The organism is Actinomycetospora lutea (assembly GCF_028737205.1).
Lineage (GTDB): Bacteria > Actinomycetota > Actinomycetes > Mycobacteriales > Pseudonocardiaceae > Actinomycetospora > Actinomycetospora lutea.
In genome coordinates this window covers 39973-64125 of sequence record NZ_JAQZAL010000033.1, presented here as the reverse complement: position 1 = coordinate 64125, position 24153 = coordinate 39973, and the positions used below count along the sequence as shown (strand labels likewise).

Annotated in this window: 27 protein-coding genes and 1 pseudogene; 14 read left to right on the top strand and 14 right to left on the bottom strand. The window is 74.7% G+C overall.

The genetic code is table 11. The features are described 5' to 3' along the window. Positions 1-59: 59 nt before the first annotated feature. Both PHK61_RS26965 and PHK61_RS26960 read right to left on the bottom strand, forming a co-directional pair. Positions 60-1520, bottom strand: a complete 1461-nt coding sequence (locus tag PHK61_RS26965) for a dihydroorotase (protein ID WP_274284116.1) — start codon at positions 1518-1520, stop codon at positions 60-62. Continuing rightward, entirely contained in the window at positions 1517-2890 is a 1374-nt protein-coding gene (locus tag PHK61_RS26960; protein WP_274284115.1) for an FAD-dependent oxidoreductase, read from the bottom strand. Before PHK61_RS26960 ends, PHK61_RS26965 begins: the two co-directional genes overlap by 4 nt. A 161-nt stretch (positions 2891-3051) precedes the next feature. Between PHK61_RS26960 and PHK61_RS26955 the strand changes: the two genes are divergently transcribed. The 6 genes from PHK61_RS26955 to PHK61_RS26930 all read left to right on the top strand — a co-directional run bounded on the left by PHK61_RS26955 (position 3052) and on the right by PHK61_RS26930 (position 9565). After that, positions 3052-3867: an IclR family transcriptional regulator gene (locus tag PHK61_RS26955; RefSeq protein ID WP_274284114.1), complete on the top strand. Its 816-nt coding sequence runs from the start codon at positions 3052-3054 to the stop codon at positions 3865-3867. After that, positions 3864-5057: a CaiB/BaiF CoA transferase family protein gene (locus PHK61_RS26950; protein WP_274284113.1), complete on the top strand. Its 1194-nt coding sequence runs from the start codon at positions 3864-3866 to the stop codon at positions 5055-5057. The genes PHK61_RS26955 and PHK61_RS26950 overlap by 4 nt, the downstream gene beginning before the upstream one ends. Beyond that, positions 5054-5905, top strand: a complete 852-nt coding sequence (locus PHK61_RS26945; RefSeq protein WP_274284112.1) for an HpcH/HpaI aldolase/citrate lyase family protein — start codon at positions 5054-5056, stop codon at positions 5903-5905. Before PHK61_RS26950 ends, PHK61_RS26945 begins: the two co-directional genes overlap by 4 nt. Further along, positions 5902-6726 carry a cyclase family protein gene (locus PHK61_RS26940; protein ID WP_274284111.1) on the top strand — a complete coding sequence of 275 codons (825 nt, stop codon included), beginning with the start codon at positions 5902-5904 and terminating at the stop codon, positions 6724-6726. The genes PHK61_RS26945 and PHK61_RS26940 overlap by 4 nt, the downstream gene beginning before the upstream one ends. Continuing rightward, positions 6723-8138 (top strand): MmgE/PrpD family protein, encoded by a 1416-nt coding sequence (locus tag PHK61_RS26935; RefSeq protein ID WP_274284110.1) that lies wholly within the window; start codon positions 6723-6725, stop codon positions 8136-8138. The genes PHK61_RS26940 and PHK61_RS26935 overlap by 4 nt, the downstream gene beginning before the upstream one ends. 137 nt (positions 8139-8275) lie before the next feature. Beyond that, a complete protein-coding gene (locus PHK61_RS26930; RefSeq protein ID WP_274284109.1) occupies positions 8276-9565 on the top strand; it encodes an MFS transporter in 1290 nt (429 codons plus the stop codon). Between the two features lie 2 nt (positions 9566-9567). On the opposite strand, the gene PHK61_RS26925 is transcribed toward PHK61_RS26930, so the two are convergent. Then, a complete protein-coding gene (locus PHK61_RS26925; RefSeq protein WP_274284117.1) occupies positions 9568-10860 on the bottom strand; it encodes an RNA polymerase sigma factor in 1293 nt (430 codons plus the stop codon). After that, positions 10857-11276, bottom strand: a complete 420-nt coding sequence (locus tag PHK61_RS26920; protein ID WP_274284108.1) for a YciI family protein — start codon at positions 11274-11276, stop codon at positions 10857-10859. Before PHK61_RS26920 ends, PHK61_RS26925 begins: the two co-directional genes overlap by 4 nt. 221 nt (positions 11277-11497) lie before the next feature. Here PHK61_RS26920 and PHK61_RS26915 point away from each other — a divergent pair, with 221 nt between their 5' ends. The 4 genes from PHK61_RS26915 (at position 11498) to PHK61_RS26900 (ending at position 14968) form a co-directional block, all read left to right on the top strand. Further along, positions 11498-13357, top strand: a complete 1860-nt coding sequence (locus tag PHK61_RS26915) for a SpoIIE family protein phosphatase (protein WP_274284107.1) — start codon at positions 11498-11500, stop codon at positions 13355-13357. After that, positions 13354-13707: an STAS domain-containing protein gene (locus PHK61_RS26910; protein WP_274284106.1), complete on the top strand. Its 354-nt coding sequence runs from the start codon at positions 13354-13356 to the stop codon at positions 13705-13707. Before PHK61_RS26915 ends, PHK61_RS26910 begins: the two co-directional genes overlap by 4 nt. Further along, positions 13704-14678 carry an ATP-binding protein gene (locus PHK61_RS26905; protein ID WP_274284105.1) on the top strand — a complete coding sequence of 325 codons (975 nt, stop codon included), beginning with the start codon at positions 13704-13706 and terminating at the stop codon, positions 14676-14678. Before PHK61_RS26910 ends, PHK61_RS26905 begins: the two co-directional genes overlap by 4 nt. 134 nt (positions 14679-14812) lie before the next feature. Continuing rightward, positions 14813-14968 (top strand): DUF6131 family protein, encoded by a 156-nt coding sequence (locus PHK61_RS26900; protein ID WP_274284104.1) that lies wholly within the window; start codon positions 14813-14815, stop codon positions 14966-14968. Between the two features lie 27 nt (positions 14969-14995). On the opposite strand, the gene PHK61_RS26895 is transcribed toward PHK61_RS26900, so the two are convergent. From PHK61_RS26895 to PHK61_RS26885, 3 genes are all read right to left on the bottom strand, one after another. Continuing rightward, complete coding sequence (locus PHK61_RS26895) at positions 14996-15160, bottom strand: hypothetical protein (RefSeq protein ID WP_274284103.1); 165 nt, start codon at positions 15158-15160, stop codon at positions 14996-14998. A gap of 72 nt (positions 15161-15232) precedes the next feature. After that, positions 15233-15526: a hypothetical protein gene (locus PHK61_RS26890; protein WP_274284102.1), complete on the bottom strand. Its 294-nt coding sequence runs from the start codon at positions 15524-15526 to the stop codon at positions 15233-15235. A 175-nt stretch (positions 15527-15701) separates the two neighbouring features. Beyond that, complete coding sequence (locus tag PHK61_RS26885) at positions 15702-16136, bottom strand: VOC family protein (RefSeq protein WP_274284101.1); 435 nt, start codon at positions 16134-16136, stop codon at positions 15702-15704. Positions 16137-16244: 108 nt separating this feature from the next. Between PHK61_RS26885 and PHK61_RS26880 the strand changes: the two genes are divergently transcribed. Next, positions 16245-16637 carry a hypothetical protein gene (locus PHK61_RS26880; RefSeq protein ID WP_274284100.1) on the top strand — a complete coding sequence of 131 codons (393 nt, stop codon included), beginning with the start codon at positions 16245-16247 and terminating at the stop codon, positions 16635-16637. A 4-nt stretch (positions 16638-16641) separates the two neighbouring features. Here PHK61_RS26880 and PHK61_RS26875 read toward each other — a convergent pair whose 3' ends face one another. The 4 genes from PHK61_RS26875 to PHK61_RS26860 all read right to left on the bottom strand — a co-directional run bounded on the left by PHK61_RS26875 (position 16642) and on the right by PHK61_RS26860 (position 19069). Next, on the bottom strand, positions 16642-16995 hold the full coding sequence (locus PHK61_RS26875) for a hypothetical protein (protein ID WP_274284099.1): 354 nt from the start codon (positions 16993-16995) through the stop codon (positions 16642-16644). A 1-nt stretch (position 16996) separates the two neighbouring features. Continuing rightward, positions 16997-17692, bottom strand: coding sequence for a thermonuclease family protein (locus PHK61_RS26870; RefSeq protein WP_274284098.1), 696 nt, complete (start codon positions 17690-17692; stop codon positions 16997-16999). Positions 17693-17906: 214 nt separating this feature from the next. Further along, positions 17907-18686, bottom strand: coding sequence for a hypothetical protein (locus PHK61_RS26865; protein ID WP_274284097.1), 780 nt, complete (start codon positions 18684-18686; stop codon positions 17907-17909). A gap of 50 nt (positions 18687-18736) precedes the next feature. Next, positions 18737-19069, bottom strand: coding sequence for a GYD domain-containing protein (locus tag PHK61_RS26860; RefSeq protein ID WP_274284096.1), 333 nt, complete (start codon positions 19067-19069; stop codon positions 18737-18739). Here PHK61_RS26860 and PHK61_RS26855 point away from each other — a divergent pair. From PHK61_RS26855 to PHK61_RS26845, 3 genes and pseudogenes are all read left to right on the top strand, one after another. Beyond that, entirely contained in the window at positions 19068-19328 is a 261-nt protein-coding gene (locus PHK61_RS26855) for a hypothetical protein (protein WP_274284095.1), read from the top strand. The two genes, PHK61_RS26860 and PHK61_RS26855, sit on opposite strands and share 2 nt — an antisense overlap. A gap of 73 nt (positions 19329-19401) precedes the next feature. Then, a pseudogene (locus tag PHK61_RS26850) lies at positions 19402-19491 on the top strand (lycopene cyclase family protein); the annotation flags it as partial. 95 nt (positions 19492-19586) lie between these two features. Beyond that, positions 19587-20441, top strand: a complete 855-nt coding sequence (locus PHK61_RS26845) for an SDR family NAD(P)-dependent oxidoreductase (protein WP_274284094.1) — start codon at positions 19587-19589, stop codon at positions 20439-20441. Between the two features lie 13 nt (positions 20442-20454). Here the strand turns inward: PHK61_RS26845 and PHK61_RS26840 are convergent, their stop codons facing one another. The 3 genes from PHK61_RS26840 to PHK61_RS26830 are packed head-to-tail and all read right to left on the bottom strand — an operon-like array spanning position 20455 to position 24100. Further along, on the bottom strand, positions 20455-21249 hold the full coding sequence (locus PHK61_RS26840; RefSeq protein WP_274284093.1) for a citryl-CoA lyase: 795 nt from the start codon (positions 21247-21249) through the stop codon (positions 20455-20457). After that, positions 21246-22781 (bottom strand): class I adenylate-forming enzyme family protein, encoded by a 1536-nt coding sequence (locus tag PHK61_RS26835; RefSeq protein WP_274284092.1) that lies wholly within the window; start codon positions 22779-22781, stop codon positions 21246-21248. The genes PHK61_RS26840 and PHK61_RS26835 overlap by 4 nt, the downstream gene beginning before the upstream one ends. Then, positions 22778-24100, bottom strand: a complete 1323-nt coding sequence (locus PHK61_RS26830) for an MFS transporter (RefSeq protein ID WP_274284091.1) — start codon at positions 24098-24100, stop codon at positions 22778-22780. The genes PHK61_RS26835 and PHK61_RS26830 overlap by 4 nt, the downstream gene beginning before the upstream one ends. Positions 24101-24153: the final 53 nt, after the last annotated feature.

Here is a 24153-nt window from a genome sequence, read left to right as displayed (position 1 = left end):
ACCCACCCACCTCACCGCAAGATCCCCGAAATTCAACGCTGCGCCACGCTACCGAGCGCTCAGACCCTCGTCGGGCGGTGCTGGTAGCGCCCGACCGGAGAGCCCTCGACCTCGCCGTCGGCCCACACGCGCTGTCCGCGCACGAAGGTCGCGTCCACGGTCGCGCCGATCTCCAGCCCCCGGAACGGCGTGTACTCCTGGGTCGACTCCGACCGGGCGGGGTCGACGGTCCACGAGCGGTCGGGGTCGACGAGCACGACGTCGGCGTCGTAGCCCGGCGCGAGGTCGCCCTTGGAGCCCAGGCCGAAGCGCTGCGCCGGGTTCCACGAGGTCAGCGCGGCCACGGCCGGCAGCGGCAGCCCGCGCTTGAGCCCCTCACCGACCAGCCCCGGAAGCAGGTACTCGGTGCCGCCGAAGCCGGACTTCGCGGCGAAGATGTCCGCCGGGTCGTCGCCGAACTTGGTCGCCTCCTTGCAGCACGCGTGGTCGGAGACGACCCACGAGACGTCGCCGGCGAGCACGTGGCGCCACAGCGCCTCGACGTCCTCGCGCGGGCGCAGCGGCGGGTTGACCTTGCCGCCGACCCCGTCGGCCGTGGTGGTGTCGGCGAGCAGGTGGCCGATCGTCACCTCGCGGCGGAAGTCGACGTGCGGGAACGTGCCGGCCATTAGCAGCGCCGCCTCGAGGGCCTTCGCCGACGAGAGGTGCAGCAGATTGATCGTCGGCAGCCCGGTCTCGTGCGCGAGGTACGAGGCGATCGTGACCGCGAGCCCCTCGGAGTGCGGCGGGCGCGAGGCGCTGTAGGCCTCGAGCCCCGTCAGCCGACCTTCCTGCTCCACGAGACGCGTGTACGCCGTCATGATCTCCGCAGTCTCGCAGTGCAGCGAGAGCGAGATCCGGTCGGCGATGTCGGGGCGCTGCTCGCGCACGCGCTGGATGCCGCGCATGACGAACTCGAAGTGCGCGATGTCGTAGCGCTCGCCCTCGGGGATCATGAGGAACGCGTTCTGGTCGTTCGAGCGCCCGTGCAGGCCGTGGCTGCCGTAGAACATGAAGATCTTGAACGATGTGACGCCGTGCTCGTCGACCAGCATCGGGATCTCGTCGATGTGCGAGGCCTGCATCGGGGCGAGGTGGAACGCGTAGTCGACGTACGAGCGGCCCTCGGCGGCGGCGAGCACCTCGGGGAACAGGTCGGCGTAGTCCCCGCCCTTGTTCAGGTAGTACTGCCCCGAGCGCATGTAGGTCAGCGAGGTCGTCACGCCGCCCTGCGCGCAGGCGCGGCTCTCGGTCTCGGCGTCCTGCGCGAGCGGGTTGTAGATGCCCCAGTGCTGGTGGGCGTCGACGACGCCGGGGAAGGCGAGGCGACCGCGGCCCTCCTCGACCCGCGCGGCGTCCGCGCCGAGGTCCGGCCCGACGGCGGTGATGCGCCCACCGTCGACGGCGATGTCGACGTGCTCGACCTCCTCGACGCCGGGACGGACGACGCGCACGTCGCGGATGACCAGATCGTGGCTCACGGGGAGACCTCCAGGAGTCGGGTGGCCGCCAGGTGGTCGGCGGCCAGGTGGGCGAGCCCGAGGGCGGGGAGCAGGCCGTTGCCGGCCAGGTAGCCCGCGGCGCCGTGGCCGGACATGCCGACCGCCGCGCCGCCGGAGGCGTAGAGCCCGGCGAGGGGCCGATCGGCGGCGTCGAGCACGCGGGCGTGCTCGTCGACCCGCAGGCCGCCCTGGGTGTGGAACAGCGCCGGGACGATCTCGACCGCGGCCAGGGGCCCCTCGAGCGGCGCCTCGACCGCCGTGCGGCCGACCCGGTCGGCGCCCTGCTCGCCGCGGGCGACCGCCGCGGCGTCGGCGAGCTCGTCGGCCAGCACACCGGCCGGGACGCCCATCCGCGCCGCGAGGTCGGACGTGTCGGGAGCCCATCGCAGCGCCCCCGAGTCGGCGACGTCGCGGTAGTCGCCGAACGCCCGGGCCAGCGCGTCGATCCGCTGGTCGAGCACGACCCAGCCCCGCGCGCCGGGACGCGCCGCGAGCCAGGCGGCGAACTCCGAGTAGCCGGCGGTCTCGTCGGCGAAGCGCCGGCCCTCGGCGTCGACGACGACCGCGCCGTGCATGACGGTCGTCCAGGTGACGAGCGTCCGCGCGGCGGCGGAGAGCGCGGCGTGGCCCTGGTAGGCGTCGAGGCACCCGGTGGCGGCGCCCAGCGCGGTGCCCAGCCGCAGCGCGTCGCCGCGGGCGTACTCGCTGCCGTGGTAGGTCGCGCCGGCGATCTCCGGGAGGTGCTCGGCGACGAGGTCGGCGTCGGCGCCGAAGCCGTTGGTGGCGAGCAGCACGGCCCGGGCGCGGATGCTCTCCCGCCCGCCGGCCGGGTCCTCGACGGTCACGGCCACCCCGTCACCGAGCTGGACGTCGACCGCCCGGGCCGGACACAACAGGTCGACCCGGTCCGACGCCGTCACCGCGTCCGCGAGCCCGCGGAGCAGCGACGAGCCGTGCCGGCCGGGCACCGTGTGCACGCGGCGGGCCGAGTGCCCGGGATAGTCCATGTCGACCGGCAGCTCGATCGGCAGCCCGACCCCGTCCGCGAGCCATGCGACGAGGCCCGCGCTCACGGTCGTCAGCGCGCGGGCGACGCGACGGTCGGCGGTGCCGGCGGTCTTCGCCTCGACGTCGGCGAGGAATCGCTCCGGCGAGTCCTCGATGCCCGCGGCGCGCTGCCAGCGGCTGCCCGCGCCGGGGACCATCGCCGTGGACATGGCGGTGTTGTTGCCCCGCCGGAAGTGCTCGTCGGCCTCGACCACGACCACGTCCAGGCCGTGCTCGGCGGCGCGCAGCGCCCCGGCCAGCCCACCGCCCGCGCCGACCACCACGAGGTCGGTGTCGACCACGACGTCCACCTCGTTCCGTTGAGAGAAACATTTGATCCGGCGCCCCTCATCGCATGACAGCAGCTCAGCGGCGTCGTTGCAAGAGAAGTGCGCCGTCGGTTGACACGGGAGCCGGAACCCAGTGATGGTGTGTTCCGTCGAGCGAGACGGGAGGTCGGTCCATGGCGGACACGACGGGGGGCACGGAGTCCACCTCACGGGTGGCGGACGTGCTGCTGCTGTTCGTCGAGGGGCCCTCGACGCTCGGGGTCTCGCGCATCGCGCGCGATCTCGGCCTGTCGAAGGCCGTGGTGCACCGCATCCTGCAGTCGCTGGCGGCGCGCGACATGGTCGCGCTCGACCCGGCGAGCCGGGAGTACCGGCTCGGCGGCGCCGCCGCGGCGCTCGGGGCACGGGCGCTGCGCGACTCCGACCTGCGCTCGGCCGCCCTGCCGCTGCTGCGGGGCCTGCGCGACGAGACCCGCGAGACCGCGACGCTCTCGACGCCGGTCCCGCACGGTCGCGTCTACCTCGACCAGGTGGTCGGCCTCCACGAGATCAAGATGACCGTGGAGCTGGGCCGCCGGTTCCCGCTGCACGCGGGCAGCTCGGGCAAGTGCATGCTCGCCCACCTCGACCCCGAGCAGCGCGAGGAGGCCCTCGGCGAGCCACTCGAGGCGCTGACCCCGCACACGCCCGTCGACGCGGTGGCCCTGCGCGGTGAGCTCGACGAGATCGTCGAGCGCGGCTGGGCGGTGTCGGCCGGCGAGCGCCAGGCCGACGCCGGCTCGGTCGCCGCGCCGGTGTTCGGCGTCTCGGGCGACGTGCTCGGCGCCATCTCCGTGTGCGGCCCGCGCTACCGCATGACCGACGAGCTCGTCGCCGGCCTCGGCCCGCGCGTCGCGGCCGTCGCCGCCCAGATCTCGCGCCGCCTCGGCGGCGACCCCGACCGAGCCGCCGCCACCGCCGTCGCGGCGGGAAGGAGCGCCAGCCGATGACGGACAGCCCCGACGCCCTCGCCGGCCTCAAGGTCCTCGACGTCGCCACGCTCTTCGCCGGCCCGCTCGCGGCGACGATGCTGGGTGACCACGGCGCCGAGGTGATCAAGATCGAGCACCCGCGCGGCGACCCGTCGCGCACCCACGGCGCCCAGCGCGACGGCGTCGGCCTGTGGTGGAAGATGCTCGGCCGCAACAAGCAGGCGATCACGCTGAACCTGTCCTCGCCCGAGGGCCAGGAGGTCTTCCGGACGCTGGCCGCCGAGGCGGACGTCGTCATCGAGAACTTCCGGCCCGGCACCCTCGAGCGCTGGGGCATCGGGTGGGACGTGCTGTCGGCGCAGAACCCCGGGCTCGTGCTCGCGCGCGTCACGGGCTTCGGCCAGTTCGGCCCGTACGCGTCACGGCCCGGCTTCGGGACGCTCGCCGAGGCCATGAGCGGCTTCGCCGCGATCACCGGCGAGCCCGACGGCCCCCCGACCCTGCCGCCGTTCGGCCTGGCGGACGGCGTCGCCGCGCTGACCACCGCATTCGGGATCATGACCGCGCTGCGCGCCCGCGAGCAGACCGGCCGCGGCCAGGTGCTCGACATGGCGATCATCGAGCCGCTGCTCACGGTGCTCGGCCCGCAGGTCATCGCCTACGACCAGCTCGGCGAGCTCCAGCCGCGCCACGGCAACCGCTCCTCCAACAACGCGCCGCGCAACACCTACGAGTGCGCCGACGGCCGCTGGGTCGCCGTGTCGACGAGCGCGCAGTCGATCGCCGAGCGCGTGATGCGGCTGGTGGGACGCCCGGAGCTGATCGACGAGCCGTGGTTCGCGACCGGCGCCGACCGGGCCCGCCACGCCGACGTGCTCGACGAGGCCGTCGGGTCGTGGATCGCGCAGCGCGACCGCGAGGAGGTCGTCGCCGCCTTCGAGAAGGCCGAGGCCGCCGTCGCCCCGATCTACACCGCGGCCGACGTGCTCGCCGACCCGCAGTACGCCGCGCTCGGCAGCATCGTGTCGGTCGACGACGACGAGCTCGGCCCCGTCCGCTTCCAGAACGTCCCCTTCCGGCTCTCCGAGACCCCGGGCCGCGTCCGCACCACCGGTCCGCGCCTCGGCGAGCACACCGCCGAGGTGCTCGCCCGCCACGGCGTCGACGACGCGCGCCTCGCGGAGCTGCGGGCCGCGGGAGCGGTGTGACGGGCCCCGGCCCGGGGCGGGCGCGCAGCTGGCTCTACGTCCCCGCGCACCGTCCCGAGCTGCTCGACAAGGCGCTCGCCGGGCCCGCGGACGCGGTGGTGCTCGACCTCGAGGACGCCGTGCCCGCCGACGCCAAGGACGCCGCGCGGGACGCCGTCGTCGCAGCCGCGGACAGGACGCGGGACCAGCAGCTCTGGGTGCGGGTCAACGCCGTCGGCACCCCGTGGCTGGCCGACGACGTCGCCGCGCTCGCCGGCACCGCGCTCGACGGGGTGCGCCTGCCCAAGGCCGGCGACCCCGACACCGTCGCGGTGCTCGCCGACCGGCTCGACCGGCCGCTGCACCTGCTGCTCGAGTCCGCGCTGGGCGTCGAGCAGGCCTTCGCCCTCGCCCGCGCGCACCCCCGGGTGGTCGCGGTCTCGCTCGGCGAGGCCGACCTCGCCGCCGACCTCGGCGTGCGCCGCCCCGACGCGCTCGCGTGGGCCCGCCAGCGCGTCGTCGTCGCCGCGCGGGCGGCCGGGCTCGCCGCGCCCGTCACCAGCGTGTGGACCGACCTCGCCGACGCGGAGGGCCTCGAGCGCGACAGCCGCGAGGCCCGCGACCAGGGCTTCTTCGGGCGCTCGGTGATCCACCCCCGCCAGGTCGAGCCCGTGCACCGGGCCTTCACGCCGACCGACGACGACCTCGACGCCGCCCGCGCACTGCTCGACTCGCTCACCGACGCCGCCGGGCGCGGCGAGAGCGCCTGGGTCGACGAGCAGGGGCGCTTCGTGGACCCCGCCGTCGTCGCGGGCGCCCACCGCGTGCTCGAGCAGGCCCACCCCACCGGAGTCCAGGAGGACCGATGACGACCGCCACGAGCACGCGCGCGCTGATCGACGCCGTCGCCGCCGGCACCCGCACCGTCGAGCTCGGGCAGCCGCTGTTCACCGGCATGCCGACCTCGCCCAACCACCCGGGCTTCCGGATGACGCTGATCCGCCGCCACGGCGACGCGGTCCGCCCGGACGGCGGGTCGGCGTCCAACGAGATCCTCGTGACCGGCGGGCACGTGGGCACCCACGTCGACGCGCTGTCCCACGTCAGCCACGACGGGCTGCTGCACGGCGGGATCGACGCGGAGGCGGCGCAGCGCGGGGGGCGGCACACCGAGCACGGTGCCGAGCGCATCCCGCCGATGATCACGCGCGGCGTCCTGCTCGACATCCCGGCCGTCCGCGGGGTCACCGCGCTTGAGCCGGGCGAGGGCGTCACCGCCGACGACCTGGCCGCCGCCGCGCGGGCCGGCGCCGAGCCGGGCCCGGGCGACGCCGCACTGGTCCGCACCGGCTGGGCCCGGCGCTTCGACGACGCCGACTCCTACCTCGGCCACGACACCGGCGTCCCCGGCGTCACCGAGGACGGCGCCCGCTGGCTCGCCGAGCGCCGCGTGGTCGCCGCGGGCGCCGACACCACCGCCTTCGAGCGGATCCCGCCCGGCGACGGCCACCGCGTGCTCCCGGTGCACCGGATCCTGCTCGTCGAGCACGGCATCCACATCATCGAGCACATGGCGCTCGAGGAGGCCGCCGCGCAGGGCCTCACCGAGTTCCTCTTCGTCCTCACGCCCCTGCGGATCGTCGGCGGCACGGGCTCGCCGGTCCGCCCGGTCGCGGTGGTCGGCGCATGACCCCGGCGAGCACCCCGGCCCAGGAGTTCGCCGCCTTCGCCGCCCGCGCCGCCGTCGAGGGCCTGCCCGCCGAGCTGCGTGCCGACCTCGTCGCGCGCACCGCCGACGTCCTCGGCAACTCCCTGGCCGCCCGCGACGCCGAGCCCGCCCGCGTGGCCGCCGCCGTCGTCGCGGAGTGGGGCGGGACGGGTGCGGCGACCTCGCTCGCGGACGGGCGCCGGCTGCCGACGCCGTCGTCGGCGCTGGTCAACGGCACGCTGGCCCACAGCCTCGACTTCGACGACACCCACCTGCCCTCGGTGCTCCACCCGTCGGCGGTCGTGCTGCCCGCCGCGCTCGCCGCGGCCGAGGCCGCCGGCGCCTCGGGCACCGCGTACCTGGACGCGGCCGCGGTCGGCGTCGAGCTGACGTGCCGGCTGGGCATGGCCGGCTACGACGAGGAGCTCGGCAACTCCGTGTTCTTCGAGCACGGCCAGCACGCCACCGCGATCTGCGGGGCGGTCGGCGCCGCGGTCGCCGCCGGGATGCTGCGGGGGCTGGACGCCGAGGGCCTGACCTCGGCGATCGGGATCGCCGCCAGCACCGGCGCGGGCGTCATCGAGGCCAACCGCACCGGGGGCACCGTCAAGCGGGTGCACTGCGGCTGGGCGGCGCACGCCGGGGTGGCCGCCGCCGACCTCGCGCGGCACGGGCTGACCGGCCCGCCGACCGTCCTCGAGGGCCGCTTCGGCTTCCTGCGCGCGTTCTGCGGCGAGCGCTTCGACGTCGGCCACGTGACCGACGCGCTCGGCGAGCGCTGGGAGACGCTGCGCGTCTTCACCAAGCCCTACCCGTGCAACCACTTCACGCACGCCGGCGTCGACGCGGCCCTGCGGATGCGCGACGCGGGCGTGGCGCCCGACCGCATCACCGAGCTGACGCTCGGCGCGCCGGCCCCGGTCCTGCGCACGATCGCCGAGCCGCCCGAGGAGAAGGCCCGGCCGCGCTCGGGCTACCACGCGGCGTTCAGCGGGCCCTACACCGTCGCAGCGGCCCTGCTGGGGGGCGGCGGTCTGGGTCTCTCGCACGACGACTTCACCGACGCGGCCGCCGCCGACCCGGGCCGCCTGGCCCTCGCCGAGCGCGTCCGCTGCGTGCCGGACGAGGAGTCGACCGCGATCTTCCCCCGACAGTTCCCGGCGGTCCTGACCGTGCGTCTCGAGAACGGGGACTCGGTGACCGAGCGGATCCGCGAGAACCGCGGCGGCCCGGAACGCCCGCTCTCGCCCGACGAGGTGGCCGAGAAATTCCGCACGAACGCGGTCCGGTCGATCCCCGCCGACGACGTGCCGGGCGTCGTCGACGCCGTGCGGGAACTGCAGGGCGGGCGTCCCGTCACCGATCTCATGGACGATCTCGGCGCCCGACTCTGACGATTGTTCCCCTCGCCGGAACAATGTCGAAATCGTCCGCACCCCGAGCTCACAAGCTCTTGACCTGCACTGCTCGACCCGGACAAGCTCGAAACCAAGAGGCACGAAGCCCTGTTTCTCCGAACGGAACACCACCGATGCAGACACGGTTCCGCTGGGCGACCATCGCGCTGATCGTCGCCCTCATCATCATCAATTACATCGACCGCTCGGCGGTCTCGTACGCGGTGGAGCCGCTCCAGCGTGAATTCGGGATCTCGACCGCGCAGTACGGGATCATCTCGAGCGCGTTCGCCATCGGCTACATGGTCTTCGCGTTCCTGTCGGGCCCGCTCGTCGACCGTTTCGGCCCGCGCAAGGTCCTCCTCGTCGCGATCACGATCTTCTCGCTCGCGACGGCGCTCATCCCCCTCGCCGGCGGCTTCATCGGCCTCCTGCTGATCCGCATCGTCCTCGGCGCGGGCGAGGCCCCGGCCTTCCCCGCGGCGACGCGCACCGTGAGCCGCTGGCTGCCGCGCGCCGAGCGGGGGTTCGCCCTCGCGCTCATCGGCGGCGTCGCGGTCTCGGGCAGCCTGCTCATCGCGGGCCCGGTGCTCACGAACCTCATCGGCGCCGTCGGCTGGCGCGGCACGTTCTGGGTCATGGCCGTGCTCGGCATCGTCTGGGCCGTCGTCGCGATCGGGCTGCTGCGCAACACGCCCAACGAGTCGCCGCGGGTCAACGAGGCCGAGCGGGCGCACATCGCCGCAGGACAGGACGTCGAGGAGTCCGAGAACCGCTCCGGCGGCGTCGACTGGCGCTCGCTGCTGACCAACCGCAACCTCTGGATCGTCGCGGTCGGCTACTTCGCCTGGGGCTTCATGTTCTGGGGGTTCATGTACTGGCTGCCCCAGTTCCTGTCCACGAACTACGGCCTGAGCATCAAGGCGGTCGGCGCGTTCTCGGTGGCGCCCTGGGCGGCCGGCGTGGTCGGGGCGCTCGTCGGCGGGGTCCTGGTCGACCGCGTCTACCGGCGCACGCAGAGCATCCGCAGCCGTTTCACGATCATGGGCTGCGCGCTGCTGCTCTCCGGCGCGTCGCTCGTCCCGGTGTTCCTCGACCCCACGCTCACCGTCGCACTGATCTTCATCTCGCTGGGCGTGGGCTGCGGGTTCGTCACCGGTGGCATCTGGTGGGTCGCCTCGATCGACGCCGAGCCCGGCCAGCCGGGCAGCGCCGCAGGCTTCGCGGACGCCGCGTTCGCCCTCGCCGGCATCGTCGCGCCGGCCGCGATGGGCTTCATCGTGCAGTCCACCGGCACGTTCACCAGCGGGTTCGTGCTGATGAGCGTGCTGACCGCGATCGGCGCGCTGCTCATGCTCTTCGCCACTCGCGAGCCGGTGCGCCCGTCGCGGCGGCCCGTGGAGAGCTCCGTCGAGGAGGTCTAGGCTCACGCCCCGGCGAGGCCGGCGATCTTGCGCCGGAGCAGGCCCCGTTCCCGCTCGTTGCCGCAGCGCGCGACGGCGAGCTCCAGGGCCTGCCGCGCCTCGGCGGGGCGTCCGAGCCGGGTGAGCAGCTCGCCGCGCACGCTGGGCAGCAGGTGCGAGCCCGCGAGGACGTCGGAGCCCTCCAGCCCGTCGACGATCGCGAGCGCCGCCGCCGGACCCTGCGCCATGGACACCGCCACCGCCCGGTTGAGGTCGACCACCGGGGAGGGCGCGAGCCGGCCCAGTGCCTCGTAGAGCAGCACGATCCGCTCCCAGTCGGTGGCCCGCACCGACGGGGCGTCCGCGTGGCACGCGGCGATCGCGGCCTGCAACCCGTAGGCACCGAGGCCCCGGCCGAGCCCCTGGGCGCGGGCGAGCGCGGCCCGGCCGCGGCCGATCGCGGCGACGTCCCAGCGCCGGCGGTCCTGGTCCTCCAGCAGCACCGGCTCCCCGTCCGGCCCGGTGCGCGCCGGGAAGCGCGCCGCGGTCAGCTCGAGCAGCGCGAGCAGGCCGTGCACGTCGGCGTGGTCGGGCACCAGACGCGCCAGGACCCGCGCGAGCCGCTGCGCCTCGGCGGCGAGGTCGGAGCGGATGACGTCGTCGCCGGAGCTCGCCGAGGAGCCCTCGGTGAAGATCAGGTAGATCACGTTGAGCACCGACCCGAGCCGCTCGCTGCGCTCCGCGGCCGGCGGCACCCCGAACGGCACGCCGGCGGCGCCGAGCGTCTTCTTGGCCCGGGTGATCCGGGCCTGCACGGTCGCCGTCGGGACGAGGAACGCCCGGGCGATCTCGTCGCTGGTCAGACCGCCGACGACCCGCAGCGTCAGCGCCACCCGGGCCTCGCGCGAGAGCACGGGGTGGCACGAGACGAAGATCAGCGCGAGGACGTCGTCGTCGATCCGGTCGGGGTCGAACAGCAGGTCGTCGACGACCGGCCCGGGCTCGGCGCCGGTCGCGGCGCCGCCCTCGTCCAGCTGATGAGCGAGGGCGGCGTAGCGCTCGTCGCGGCCGGCCCGGCGGCGGAACGCGTCGATGGCGCGCCGCCGCCCGACCGTGAGCAACCACCCCGCGGGCTCGCGCGGGACGCCGTCGCGGGGCCAGCTCACGAGGGCCTCCGCCAGCGCCTCCTGGGCGAGGTCCTCGGCGAGCGCGAAGTCGCCGGTGTAGCGGGCGAGCGCGCCGACGATGCGCGGCGACTCGATGCGCCACACCGCGGCAGCGGCGTCACGGGCGGCACGCTCGGCCCCGGCGCTCAGAGCTGGCCCGTCGCCTCGCGCCACGCGCGCTCCTTCTGGATCCACGGGTTGTCCTGCGGGAACTCGTCGATCGACGAGACGCGGCGGATCTCGGTGCGGAAGCCCGGACCGGTGCCCGGCGCGCGCTTGGCCCACTCGACGGCCTCCTCCCGCGAGGAGACGTTGAGCAGGTAGAAGCCGCCGAAGAGCTCCTTGGTCTCGCCGTAGGGCCCGTCGGTGACGATCGGCGGCTCGGAGCCGTGGTCGACGACGACGGACTCGGCGGGGTCCTCGAGTCCCTCGGCGGCGAGCAGCACCCCGGCCCGGAGCATCTCCTCCTGGAACCGGCCCATCTTCTCGATCATCTCGTCCATGCTCACGTCCGCCATCGCCGCGTACGCCTCGTCGGTGGCCCGCATGATCAGCATGTACTTCACGGCTGTCTCCCTGGGTCGTGCCGGGTCCCTGGGCGGACCCTGGCACCCACAGGTCGAGCCGCCCCACCCCGGATCGACACCGATCCCGGGGAATTCTCGCGCCACCCGGTTGATCACCTTGTGTCACCGGTGTCGCTCCCTGTCCGGGCGGCGGTCCGGAGGTTAGAGTCCGCCGGGTGACAGCCGACACGCCGGAGCTACTGACGGTAGCCGCGTCGGTGTTGGACGCCACGACAGCGCGGGCGGCCGGGCTCCAACAGCTCACCGAGCAGCTCTCCCGCGCGCTCACCCCCTCCGACATCGGGCGGCTGACCGCGACCACCGCGGCCGCCCTCATCGGCGCCGACGCGTGCGCGGCCTACGGACGCCGCGACGGGGCGGACGTCGTGGAGTCGCTGCACACGCACGGCTGGCCCGGCGACGTCGCGCCGTTCGCCCGCATCCCGCTGCACCGCGGCCGCCCGATGTCCGACGCGGTGCTCACCGGCGAGCCGGTCTGGCTCGAGGACGCCGAGCAGTGGCGCACGCGCTACCCGGAGATGGCGCACCTCGGGGTGTCCCACGGCCACGAGGCCTGCGCCTGCCTGCCCCTGCGCGTCGAGGAGCGCGACCTCGGCGCCGTGGTGTTCAGCTTCTTCCGGCCCCGCGCCTTCGACCCCGCCGAGCGCGAGTTCCTGGCCACCGTCGCCTCCCTGTGCGCGCAGGCGCTCGACCGCGCCCGGCTCTACGCCGCCGAGCGCGACGCGCGCGCCACGGCCGAGCGCGAGCGCGACCGCATGGCGTTCCTGGCGCAGGCGAGCCGGCTCATGGAGGCCCCGCTGTCGGTGGAGGAGCGCCTGCGCCAGCTCGCGGACCTCGCCGTCACGGGCATCGCCGACTGGTCGGCCGTGCACCTCGTGCGCGGCGCGCGTGTCGAGCAGGTCGCCGTCGCGCACCTGGACCCCGAGAAGATCGAGTTCGTCGACCGGCTGGAGCGGCGCTACCCCCGTGACCCCGAGGCGCGCGGCGGCGCGGTCGAGGTGGCCCGTACCGGCATCCCCGTCGTCCTGCCGGAGGTCCCCGACGAGCTGCTCGCGGCCTCGGCCGTCGACGCGACCCACCTCGAGCTGATCCGCGCGCTCGGCATGCGCTCGGCGATCGTCGTCCCGCTGCTGGTCCGCGGCCGCAGCCTCGGGGCGCTGACGCTGGTGCACGCCGAGTCGGGACGACGGTTCGGCGAGGAGGACCTGACCTTCGTGGGCCAGCTCGCCGCGACGGCCGCGCTCGCCCTCGACAACGCCGCGCTCTACGAGCAGCAGCGCCTGGTCGCGCGCACGCTGCAGACCGCCCTGCTGCCGAGCGAGCTGCCCGACGTCCCCGGGGTCGAGTGCGCCGGGCGCTACCTGCCGCCCGACCCCGACCTCACCGACGTCTACGTCGGCGGCGACCTCTACGACGTCCACCCCGACGAGGAGCGCGGACGCTGGGCGCTGACCGTCGCCGACGTCTGCGGCAAGGGTCCGCAGGCGGCCGCCCTGACCTCGCTGATCCGCCACACCGTGCACGCCGAGGTCCGCCACGGGCTGCGCCCCGCGGAGGTGCTGCGGCGCGTGAACGCCGCCATGCTGCGCCACCACGGCGAGGCGCGGGCGCGCTTCGCGACCATGGCCCACGCGGTCATGACCCCGGACCCCGACGGCGTCTCCGTCACGCTCGTCAACGGCGGGCACCCGCCGGGCCTGGTGCTGCGGCCCGGAGCGCCGCGGAGCGGCCGCGCCGGAGGCGGAACACCGCCCGGTGACCGGGTGGAGTGGATCGACCTCCCGGGCACGCTCGTCGGGGTGTTCGCCGACGTCGACCTCCCGGAGATCGACATCCGGCTCGATCCCGGGGACACGCTGGTGCTCTACACCGACGGCGTCACCGAGGCCCGCGGGCCGGCGGGCTTCTTCGGCCCCGAACGGCTCGCGGCCGTCGTCGCGGGCCTCGCCGGCCGGTCGGCCGACGGGCTCGCCGACGGCGTGCTCGCCGCGGTGTCGGATTTCCAACGCGGCCGGCTGCGCGACGACGTCGCGGTGCTCGTGGTCCGGGCGCAGCCATGACCGAGCCACGCGCCGTCCTGGAGGTGGACCGCATGTCGCACGAGGGCCAGGTGGTGCTGGCGCTGCGCGGGGAGCTCGACAACGACACCCTCGGCGTGGCCCAGGACCAGGTCGCCGCGGCGGAGGCCGACGCCCCGCCGGTGCTCGTCCTCGACCTCACCGGGCTCGAGTACGTCGGGTCGTGCGGCGTGCGCCTGGTGCTGCTCGCCCAGCACGGCGCCACCGCCGCGAACCGCCGCCTCGCGGTCCGCCTCGGGCACGGCCAGACCCGGCGGATGTTCGACATCCTCGGGCTCACCACCCGCCTCGAGGTGCTCGACCGGGACGACCCCGAGGGCCCGGCGACGTGACCGCGGCCCCCGACCGTCCCGCCCCGCCGACCGACGGCGAGGCGGACCCCTTTCGCCACCTCGCGATCGAGTACCGCGACGTCGACGGCCTCGTCGCGACGCTCGCGCCGGTGCTCGAGGAGGCGCTGACCCGCGGCGACCTCGTGCTCGCCGTCGTCGACGACGTCGTCCGCACCGCCGTGCTGCGCCACCTCGGGGTCGGGGCCGCGGGGATCGTCTTCGGGGAGCCGGCGCAGCCCTACACCTACAGCGGGCAGACGACCGCCGCGCGCCGCGCCACGACTCTGCGGGAGCTGACCGCGGGCGGGCGCGCCGCACTCGTCCTCAGCGACAGCTCTGCCGCCGGCGCCCCCGACGCCTGGAGCGTGCTGGACGCGAGCTCGAACCTGGCGCTGCGCGGCCTCCCGGTGACCCTGCTGTGCCTGTGCGACGCCTCGCGCGCTGTCGAGGACAGCGAGCGCTTCCTCTACTGGAACCACCCCGAGCTCTACGTCGGCGCGACGGCGAGCCCGAACCCCCGGTACCGCACCCCCGAGCGGGTGCTGACGGCCGTGCCGGCCCCGCCCGCGCCCGAGCTCGGCCCGCCGGACCACGTGACGACGTTCGCGGGTGCCGGCGCGCTGCGCGGGGTCCGCCGCGAGACCCACCGGCGCGGCGAGGAGGCCGGCCTCGACGACGAGCAGATCGACGGCCTCGTCCTCGCGGTCGGCGAGCTGACCAGCAACAGCATCGAGCACGGGCCGGGCCACGGCACGCTGTCCTGGTGGACCCGGCCCGGCCGGCTCGTCGCCCAGATCAGCGATCCCGGGCTGATGACCACCACGACACCCGGGCTGCGCTGCCCCGAGACGCGGTCGGTGCGCGGGCGGGGCGTCTGGCTCGCGCGCCAGCTCACCGACGTGCTGCACCTCTGGACCGGCGCCGCGGGGACCCATGTCCGCCTGGAGATCGGCGACAGAGCGGGAAATTAGTTCCCGGATTGCTCCCCCCACGCGCGCCGCCATGCGGTCTGCTCGGCCGCGCGGCCGTCGAGTACCCGGCGGCTGCGCGACAGGTGTCGGCCGGGTGCCGGGCATTCGGCCCCGCACCACCAAGGAGGCCATCGGTGATCGTCCTCGGCGTCATCCTCATCATCCTGGGGTACATCCTCGGGATCTCCATCCTCTACACGATCGGCGCGATCCTGCTGGTCGTCGGACTCGTGCTCACCCTGCTGGGGGCCGCCGGCCGTGGGGTCGGTGGTCGCAAGACCTACTTCTGACGCTCCGCACGTGAGCGGTCCGGGTCGTCATGGCGAGCCGTTCCGCTCACGTGCGCGCAGCGCGTGGAGGTCCCGCAGGAGCGCGATCTCCGCGCCGTGGAGGATCACCTGGCGGTGGACGTGCTGCACGACGCCGGCGACGCTCCAGCCGTCCCGCCCGCCGCCCGCCGCCGCGGCGAGCCCCGCCCGCATCCCGCGCGACCCCGACGTGCCGGACCGTGGCCGTCGCGCTGCAGACCGGCAATCGAGTTCCGGCGCTCCGCCTCAGGCGGGAGCGATCCCGATGGGCCGGGTCGGCTTCCAGCGCGGGACCGGCTCGGGCCACGGGGCCGGATGCGGCGTGGGCACCCGGGGCGCCGGGATCGCGTGGTACGGGATGGGCGGCGGATAACCCCACAAGGTCCACGCCGGGGCCTCGCCCCGCCACCCCGCGGCGATCGCGACGGCGTGCTGCCAGGCGGCGGTCGCCCACGGCTCGCCGAGCTCGCCCACGTCGACCAGCCCGGCCGGCGCCTCGACCCGCGGCGGCGCCGGGTGCCGGAACCTCTGTCGCTCCATGTCGCTGAGACGGTCCGGGGGCCCGGGGATGTTCCCGTTCATGCCGCCGACGGTCACAGATTCGCGGACGCCGGGCGTCGGTACTTCTACCCGGTCGGCGGCACTCGGTCGCGGTGCCGGAACACCCCGCGCACGGCGCGGAGCAAGTCCGGCGAGGTGGGTGCTGCGCGCGCAGCTACAGCTCCTCGGCGAGCGCGACGACGATCCCCGACGGTCCGCGCAGGTAGCAGAGCAGGAACATCTCCTCGAACTTCGCGATCTCCCCGACCAGCTCGCCGCCGCGGGCGCGCAGGCGCTCGACGGTGTCGTGGATGTCGTCGACGGCGAACATGAGCCGGCGCAGGCCGATCGTGTTCGCGGGCGCGCCCGGCTCGGCGGTCGTCGCCGCCGGCGTCCGGAACTGTGTCAGCTCGAGCTTGCTGTGCCCGTCGGGCGTGCGCACCATCGCGATCTCGACGCGCACACCCTCGAGGCCGACGACGCGGTCGACCCACGCGCCCTCCGCCGGCATCCGGCCCTCGAGCTCCATCCCGAGCTCGAGAAAGAACGCGATCGCCGCGTCTAGGTCGTCGACGACGACGCCGACGTGGTCCATCCGCTTCAGCGCCACGGTGTCCTCCTCGTTCGTCCCGCTCCTCGCCCGGGGGACGGAGCCGACGCGGCGATCTCGACAGAAAGTCGGATGCGTCCGCCCGGCGCTGCGCGTCATGGTGCCGACATGCTGCGGCGACGATCGGATCGGCACACGCGGCTGCCGCGGATCGCGCTGACGCTCGCCCGCGTCCTCGTCGACGCCGGGCCGGACACCGCCGAGCTGGTGCGCGAGCACGGCGATCAGTTCGACGAGGTGCTGCCCACGGTCCTGCTGGCCGACCTCGCCCGCTGGTACGTCGCGGCCTCCCTCGGCCCGGTCGCGGGCTCGCGGGCCGTCGCCGACCGGGTCGTCGTGGCCCTGGCCCAGGAGTTCCGCGACGGCGACGACGTGGCGCGGGCGGTCATCGCGACCGGGTTCCTCGCCGCGCTGCCCGCGCCCGGGGAGCTGGGGCACGAGGTCGTGGCGCGACTGCCGCGGCGCCTCGGTCGCGAGGTCGCCGCGATGCAGCGCGGGTAAGGGCTCAGGCCGGGAGCGCCGCGAGGGTCTGCTCGATCTCGACGTGGTGGAAGGCGCGCGGGGAGACGCGGGCGCCCGTGCGGTGGTCGCGGTGGCCCGCCCGCATGCCGCACCATCCGCAGCACCCGGCGGTGTCGATCACCGCACGCGACTCGATCTCGTGGCGGCGAGCCACGAGCGCGTCGGCGCGACGGCGGTCGAGGCCCTGGGTGTGTCGATCCCACAGCCACCAGACGCCGAACGGGATGACGAGGATCGCCGCGGTGATCAGCACCCACTTCACGATGAGGATGACCAGCCCGATCACGACGATGCCGGCGACGACGACCGCCGCGGGACTCGCGGTGCGGCGCGCCATCTCAGCACCACCACTTGCGCGCGCAGTAGCCGCCCGTCAGGGCGCCATCGGGGAGACCGTTGTCGCGGCCGTCGCCGAGGTCCACGTCGACGTCTGGCCCGCTCGTGCTGCTGGTGGTCGGCGACCCGGAGCACTCCCGCTCGCCGTGGTCGGCGGCGCGCAGCCGCGACAGGTACTCGGGCGCCGCGCCGTTGCGGCCGTCGTACACCCCGACCGTCGGGTAGATGACCATGAGCTCGCCGAGGTCGGACGACGCGGTCGTCTCGACCCGGCGCAGCAGTCGCCCGGAGCCGTCGCGGTCGCGGGCACCGTCGGCGACGAGACGGACCTGACCACTCGCGACGAACCCCTCCAGCAGGTCCTTCGCCTCCCGGCCGCCGCGCGTGCTCATCTCGCAGGCGTCGATGCCCAGCAGGCGGACCCGGCGATCGCCACTGACCTCGAGGGTGTCCCCGTCGATGACGTCGGTGACCGTGACCGTCTCGCCGGCGCCCGCGGCCGCCGTGCTCGTGGTGACGGGCGCGGCGGTCGTCGTGGGCACCGTGGTCGTGGTCCTCGTGGTCGTCGTGGTCGTCGACGGCGCGGCGGAACTCGACGCCGCCGGTGTCGGCTGCGCCGTGGACCCGAGGTCGGTGACCGCCACGAGGACGAACACGCCCGCCGCGATTCCCAGCCAGACCTGGTGCGCCTGCCTCACCGAACTCCCCCCGCCGAGATCCGCATCGTGTGATCACGGTTTCGGCGGAGGGGTCCGCGTCGTTACCGAGGTGCCCCGGGCGAGGTCACTCCCAGGGCGGGTCCTCCTCGCCGTCGTTGATGCGTTCGCCCTGCTCGACGAGGTCGCGGTGGAGCTCGAGGAGCAGGCGGGCCTGCTCGCTCTCGACGTCGTCACCGTCGAGGGCGCGGGTGATTCAGTGATGCGCCATCACCGGGTCGGCCTGCGCGATCGCGATCTGCGCGAGCCGCAGCCGGGCGCGCCGGGGCCAGCTGCCCGGCGCCGACATCGCCGCGCCCAGCCGCGATTCCGCCACCTCCAGGTCGCCGCGCCAGAACGCGATCTCACCGCGGATCGCGCACTCCCAGGAGCGCTGGAGCTCGGACCCCGCGCAGAAGCCGGTCAGCTCGCGCTCCGCGCGGTCGAGGTCGTCGGCCCGCAGGTGCTCCTCGGCCAGGCACAGCAGGTCCTCACCGGTGCGGGCGCGGCGGAACGCCGCATCCGCGTCCGCCGGCTCCCCGCGCTTCTCCAGGAGCCGGCCGAGGGCCAGCGACGCCTCGGTGATGCCGGCCAGGTCGGCCTGCCGCAGGAGCGGGAGCGCGTCGTCCGGCCGCCCGCCCCGGAGGTCGGCCCGACCGGCCCGCCAGGCGCCGAGGGCGGCGAGGTCCGGGTCAGGGCCGGCCGCGGCCTGCACCCACCAGCTCCGGGCGAGGCGGCCGTGGCGCAGCCACGCGTCGATGTCGCCGAGCGCGAGGAGCGCACGCTGGTCGGGCACGGCGGCCTCGAACACGGGACGGAGCGCGTCCCGGATGTCGCTGTCGGTGGACCATGCCGCCAGCACCACGGCGGCGATGCGGACGCGGGTCGCCGTGAACGCCACGGGGTCGCCGGCGGTCGGCGCGTCGCGTCCGAGCAGGCGGGCGAGGCTCAGCGCCTCCCCGCGCGCGAGCTCGTGCTCGAGGTCCTTCGAGGTCACGGGCTCGATGGTCGCTCCCGGGGGCGGCGCGCGGCGAGGCAATTCGGGGCTCAGCTGCCCGGCGTGCGGTAGGCGCGCTGGACCGTCGCGGCGCGCTCGAGGACCGCGGGCAGCTCGGAGCTCGGGAAGATCTCGTGGGTCTCGAGGGCCTTCGCCGCGCCCGTGCTGTTCACCGCGAGCGACAGGCCCGCCGCGGCTGCCGCGTCGGGGAGGTCGGAGATGACGAAGCCGTCGTGCGACCCGAACATGTAGTACAGGGCCTCGACGTCGCCGCCGAGCGACTGCGCGCTGGCGCGGACCGCCGCCAGCCGGTCGCTCGGGTTCGCGATCATCTTCGCCCACGTCTCCTCGGTGTAGGAGAAGAAGGTGATGTACTTGGCCATGGCGCACCCCCGGCGCTCGTCGACGCGCCGCCGCCGGCTCTGGTGCCGGCGTGACGCCGGGCCACTGTCCCGCCGGCGCTGGTCCGGGCGGGTGTCGAACGGGGCGCGTTCTCGTCACGCACGAAAGTCCCGCATCGTCGTCGACGACCACGGGGACCAGACCGTCAGCAAGGCCTACGACTCGACGATGGACCCGGCGGTCGCCGACCTCCTCGACCGGATCCGCCGACACCCGGCGAGCGCCGAGGGCGACGGGTAGGTCGGACCAGCGACAGGGCGGTGTCCGGCGTCTACCGTCACGGTCACCTGACCGTGGCGGCGGGAGTCCGGAGATGACGTACGACGTCGTGATCGTCGGTAGTGGATCGGCCGGCTGCGTGCTGGCGAACCGGCTCGCGGCGAGCCCGGCGCTGTCCGTGGTCGACGCCTCGGTCATGCCGACGATCCTCGTCGCCGAGCGCGCAGCGACGCTGCTGGGCCGGTGGCTCGGCGCGACGTCGCGATGACAGGAGCTCGAGTGGACTCACCGGCGGACAACCCCCTCGCCCTGCCGGTCACGGTCATCGTCGGCGCGACCTCGAAATGGCAGCCCGACGGGCCGAACACGAGGTTCGTGCACGGCGGGGACGTCGGGCAGGACCTCCCGGTCGAGCGCCGATGGGGGCTGGGCGGGGCGCTGGCCCAACGGTTCGCGCGGGAGGGCCACCACGTCGTCCTGACCACGCGCCGACGCGGCAACGCCGAGGCGCTCGCCGCGACCGTCGAGGACGGTGGCGGTTCCTGCTCGATCGTCGAACTGGACGTGGGCTCGGCGGAGTCGGTCGCCGACGCCTTCTCCTCCATCCGGACGCGCGCCGGCTCCCCCGAGGTCCTGATCTACAACGCCGGCTACATGGCGGGCCGTGAGCTGACGGCGGACCAGGAGCTGCTGGAGCACTTCCCGAACGACCTCTTCGACGTCGCCATCGCCACCGCGTGCCGCGGTCCCTTCCTGGTGGCGAAGGAGGTCCTGCCCGCGATGCGGCAGCGGGGCTCGGGCTCGATCCTGTTCTCCAACAACCAGTACTCGCTGCGCGGGCGCAAGCGGTCGACCGGCCAGTCGCTCTACTACCCGCGCACCATGATGCGGGCGCTCGCCCAGGCCCTCACCGAGGAGTACTCCGAGCACGGTGTCCACGTCGCCAACGTCGTCGTGGACGGCTTCATCGACTCGCCCGGCACACGGGCGCTCCCCGCGCTGCAGGAGCGTCCGGACCTGTTGATCGACCCCGCGAGCATCGCCGACGCCTTCCACTTCCTGCACCGGCAGGACCGGTCCTGCTGGACGCACGAGCTCCAGCTCACCGCGGCCACCGGACCCGTCAGCAACTGAGTCCCCGCCGCGATCAGTCCCGGAGGTGACGCGAGGCCGACTCGTCGGCGACGTTCCAGACCGTGGTCGCGATCGGCTGCGCGAGCTCCTCGCGCAGGTGTCCGACGAGACCGATCGTGCGCGCGATGACGCCCATCCCGCGGGCGATGCGCCAGTCGACGCCGAGCAGGACGACGCAGACACCGATGGCCCCGGTGGCGTTGACCGGCAGGTGCCGTCCGGACGCCTCGCTCGCGGCCGCCGCGACCGCGCGGACGAGCCGGCCGGCGGTGCTCGGGAAGTCGAGCCGGTCGGCGAGCCCGAGCAGCGCCTCGGCCCTCGGGTCGATGGGTGTGTGGACCGGGTGGCCGACGCCGGGGACGTGGGCACGCTGCTCGCGGAACCCCGCCACGATCCGCGCCGCCTCGGCGCGCACCGCGTCGTCGGTGGGTTCCGGGCCGAGCGCGTCCAGCCCGTCGGCGAGGTAGCGCGCGGAGCCCTCGATGGTCCCCACGAAGCGGGTGCCGAGGCCGAGCAGGCCGGCCGCGACGGCACCCTGCAGGGACTCGGGTGCCCCGAGGTAGGTCATCCGGGTGGCCAGCACGTTGGGCGTGACGCCGTGCTCGACGAGGCTGACCAGGGCGGCGTTGAACAGGGTGGCCTCGGCGGGCGACGGCATCCGTTCGGTCAGCAGCAGGTGCGCGAACGTGCCCAGGTCGACCGAGCCGATGAGCTCGGTGCTGAGGTCACGGCCGAGTACGGTCACCGAGGTCTCGTCGCTCCAGCAGATGTCACTGCGCACGTCGAGGGCGGGGGCGGGGCGGCTCACGGGAGGCTTCCTTCGGTCGGGGACAGGAGCCGCTCCACCTCGTGGCGGAGCAGCTTTCCGGAGGTGTTGCGCGGCATGAGTCCCGGCGCGACGAGCCGGATCTCCTTCGGCACCTTGTGTCCGGGGAGCACGGCGCGGCAGTGCTCGAGCAGGTCGTCGGTGGTGCCGGCCTCGTGCGCCACGACCGCGACCGGCACCTCGCCCCAGGTGGCGTCGGGCCGGCTGACCACGCAGGCCTCGACCACCCCCGGGACCTGCAGCAGCACCCGTTCGATCTCCGCCGGGTAGACGTTCTCACCGCCGCTCTTGATCATGTACTTGACGCGGTCGACGAACGACAGCGTGCCGTCGGGGTGACGGACGAGGACGTCGCCCATGTGGAACCAGCCGTCGCGGAAGTCGGCGGCCGTCGTGGCCTCGTCGTCGAAGTAGCCGCTGAACAGCGTCGGGCCGCGCATGCAGAGCTCGCCGGGCACGCCGTCCGGCACCTCGTGCCCGTCCGGGTCCACGAGGCGGACCTCGCAGAACGCGCTCTGCACCTTGCGGAACTCGCTCGGTGTCTCGCCGACGGGGATGACGCCGGCCGAGCACGGGGGGCACCCGGTCTCGGTGGCACCGAACGTGTCGGCGTACGGCGCGCCCAGCAGGGTGGTGAGCTCCGCGATCTCGGCGGGCGGCACGAGGTCCGGCATGACCCCGCACAGCCGCACGCCGACCGGCCGCGTGCCCGACGCGCGCAGGGCCGCGACCAGGCGGCCCACCGTGCCGGGCATGACGAGCAGCCAGCCGACCGGCTCGTTCGCCAGCACCGCGACCAGGTCGTCGACGCGGAACCCGTCCACCAGCACCACGGTGCCACCGGACACGAGGGTGCACAGCGAGTTGTCCAGCGCCCCCATGTGGTGCAGCGGGGACCACGCGATGAACGTGTCCTCACCGGCGAGCCCGAGGTCGGCCCGGGTGGCCATCGCGCGGGCGATCTCGGCGCGATGGCTCACGCACGCGCCCTTCGGCCGCCCGGTGGTGCCGCTGGTGTAGAGGATGACCGCGATGTCCTCCGGGACCGCCCGTGCGGCGCCCGCGAACGGGTCGGCGGCGGCGAGCCGGTCCTCGTACTCCGGCCCGAAGGTCCAGAGCGGGCGCTCCGCAAGGACGTCGGCCTGCCGCGCGCGGTGCTGCGGCGAGCAGATCACGAGGTGCGGGGCGACGAGGTCGAGGCACCCGGCGAGCTCGTCGGAGGTCGCCCGCGTGCTCTGCGTGGCGACGGCCGCGCCCAGCCGCGCCGCGGCCAGCACGACCTCGAGGTACTCGATCCGGTTCTCCGACAGGAGGGCGATCCGGTCGCCGCGTCCGACACCGGCCGCGGCCAGGAGGCCGGCGAGGCGCCGGCTGCGGTGCTCCAGCTCGGCGTAGGTGGTGCGCCGGGCGCCCTCGCGCAGGGCGGTCCGCCCGGGGTGCATCCGGGCCCGGGCGTCGACGAGGCCGGCGAGGGTGCTGCCGGCCGCCGTGGCGACGAGGTCGGCCGCGGTCACCGCACCCCCGCCGTCGCGGGCGCCTCGTCGCGGACCGGGCGGACCAGCAGCACGCCGGCCACACCGACGAGGCTGGTGAGCACCATCCAGCCGGCGATCGCCCACGGCTGTCCGTCCTGCCAGACCAGCAGGGCGGCGGCGATCAGCGGCGCGAGCCCGCCGCCGACGACGGTGCCGCCCTCGCGGCCGATCGAGACGGCGCTGAAGCGACTCTGCGGGCCGAACAGGCCGGTGAAGTAGGCCGGCTGGATGGCATCGGCGGCGGCCGCTCCCCCGCCGATCCCGATGGTGACCGCGACGACGACGAGCGCGAGGTCGCGCGTCTCGGTCAGCAGGAAGAAGGGGAACGCGAAGAGCACCTGGAACGTCAGGGCCGCGAGCATCACCGTGCGGAACCCGATCCGGTCGCCGAGCAGCCCGTAGAACGGGCAGAGCACGCAGGCCAGTACCGCGCCGATGACCGTCGCGGTGAGCACGGACGCCCTGGGCAGGTCGAGCGTCGTCGTCGCGTACGTCAGCACGAAGACCGACACGATGTTGAACGTGGTGTTCTGTCCGAGCCGCATCAGGAAGATCGCCACGACGTTCCGCGGCCGCCGCAGCGCCGCGATGATCGGCGCGTGCTCGCGGGCCCCGCGCTCGGTGACCTCCCGGAACTCGGCCGTCTCCGGCAGGCTGCGCCGGATCCACAGGCCGATCCCGACCAGCGCCAGGCTCACCAGGAACGGAATCCGCCAGCCCCACCCCAGGAGCTGGTCGTCGGTCAGGAGCGCGGAGAGCCCCGTGAAGGCGAGCGAGCCGAGGATCAGCCCGGCGAACACCGCGCTGGACAGGAAGCCGCCGACGAAGCCCGGACGGCGGGCGCCGTTCTCCTTCGTCATCAGGGCCGCACCACCCCACTCCCCGCCGGTGCCGAGTCCCTGCACGATCCGCAGCACCACCAGCGCCACCGGGGCGACGATCCCCGCCTCGGCGTAGCCCGGGAGCAGACCCACCCCGGCGGTGGCCGCGCCCATCAGCACGAGCGTCGCGACCAGGACCGCCTTCCGGCCGATCCGGTCGCCGAGGTGCCCGAACAGGAGACCGCCCACCGGCCGGGCGGCGAACCCGGTGGCGAACGTCGCGAACGACAGCAACGAGGCCGTCGTCGGGTCACCGGCCGGGAAGAACACCTTCGGGAAGATCAGCGCGGCCGCGGTGCCGTAGAGGAAGAAGTCGTACCACTCGACGACCGTGCCGATCGTGACCGCCGTGGCGATCCGCCGGGTCGATGCGGGCTGTGTCGGTGCGGGCTCCGCCGCGCGCGTCGTGTCGCTCATCGCTGCTCCACCGTGGCTCCTCGTCGAGACTTGACGATTTCGCTGAGCGAAGT

Coding starts and splice junctions, on each gene's coding strand:
- PHK61_RS26880 (WP_274284100.1), top strand. CDS start 16,245: ATGCTGCGGCGACGATCGGATCGGCACACGCGGCTGCCGCGGATCGCG.
- PHK61_RS26895 (WP_274284103.1), bottom strand. CDS start 15,160: ATGCGGGCGGGGCTCGCCGCGGCGGCGGGCGGCGGGCGGGACGGCTGG.
- PHK61_RS26935 (WP_274284110.1), top strand. CDS start 6,723: ATGACCCCGGCGAGCACCCCGGCCCAGGAGTTCGCCGCCTTCGCCGCC.
- PHK61_RS26950 (WP_274284113.1), top strand. CDS start 3,864: ATGACGGACAGCCCCGACGCCCTCGCCGGCCTCAAGGTCCTCGACGTC.
- PHK61_RS26855 (WP_274284095.1), top strand. CDS start 19,068: ATGGCGCACCCCCGGCGCTCGTCGACGCGCCGCCGCCGGCTCTGGTGC.
- PHK61_RS26860 (WP_274284096.1), bottom strand. CDS start 19,069: ATGGCCAAGTACATCACCTTCTTCTCCTACACCGAGGAGACGTGGGCG.
- PHK61_RS26940 (WP_274284111.1), top strand. CDS start 5,902: ATGACGACCGCCACGAGCACGCGCGCGCTGATCGACGCCGTCGCCGCC.
- PHK61_RS26830 (WP_274284091.1), bottom strand. CDS start 24,100: ATGAGCGACACGACGCGCGCGGCGGAGCCCGCACCGACACAGCCCGCA.
- PHK61_RS26930 (WP_274284109.1), top strand. CDS start 8,276: ATGCAGACACGGTTCCGCTGGGCGACCATCGCGCTGATCGTCGCCCTC.
- PHK61_RS26955 (WP_274284114.1), top strand. CDS start 3,052: ATGGCGGACACGACGGGGGGCACGGAGTCCACCTCACGGGTGGCGGAC.
- PHK61_RS26910 (WP_274284106.1), top strand. CDS start 13,354: ATGACCGAGCCACGCGCCGTCCTGGAGGTGGACCGCATGTCGCACGAG.
- PHK61_RS26875 (WP_274284099.1), bottom strand. CDS start 16,995: ATGGCGCGCCGCACCGCGAGTCCCGCGGCGGTCGTCGTCGCCGGCATC.
- PHK61_RS26890 (WP_274284102.1), bottom strand. CDS start 15,526: ATGGAGCGACAGAGGTTCCGGCACCCGGCGCCGCCGCGGGTCGAGGCG.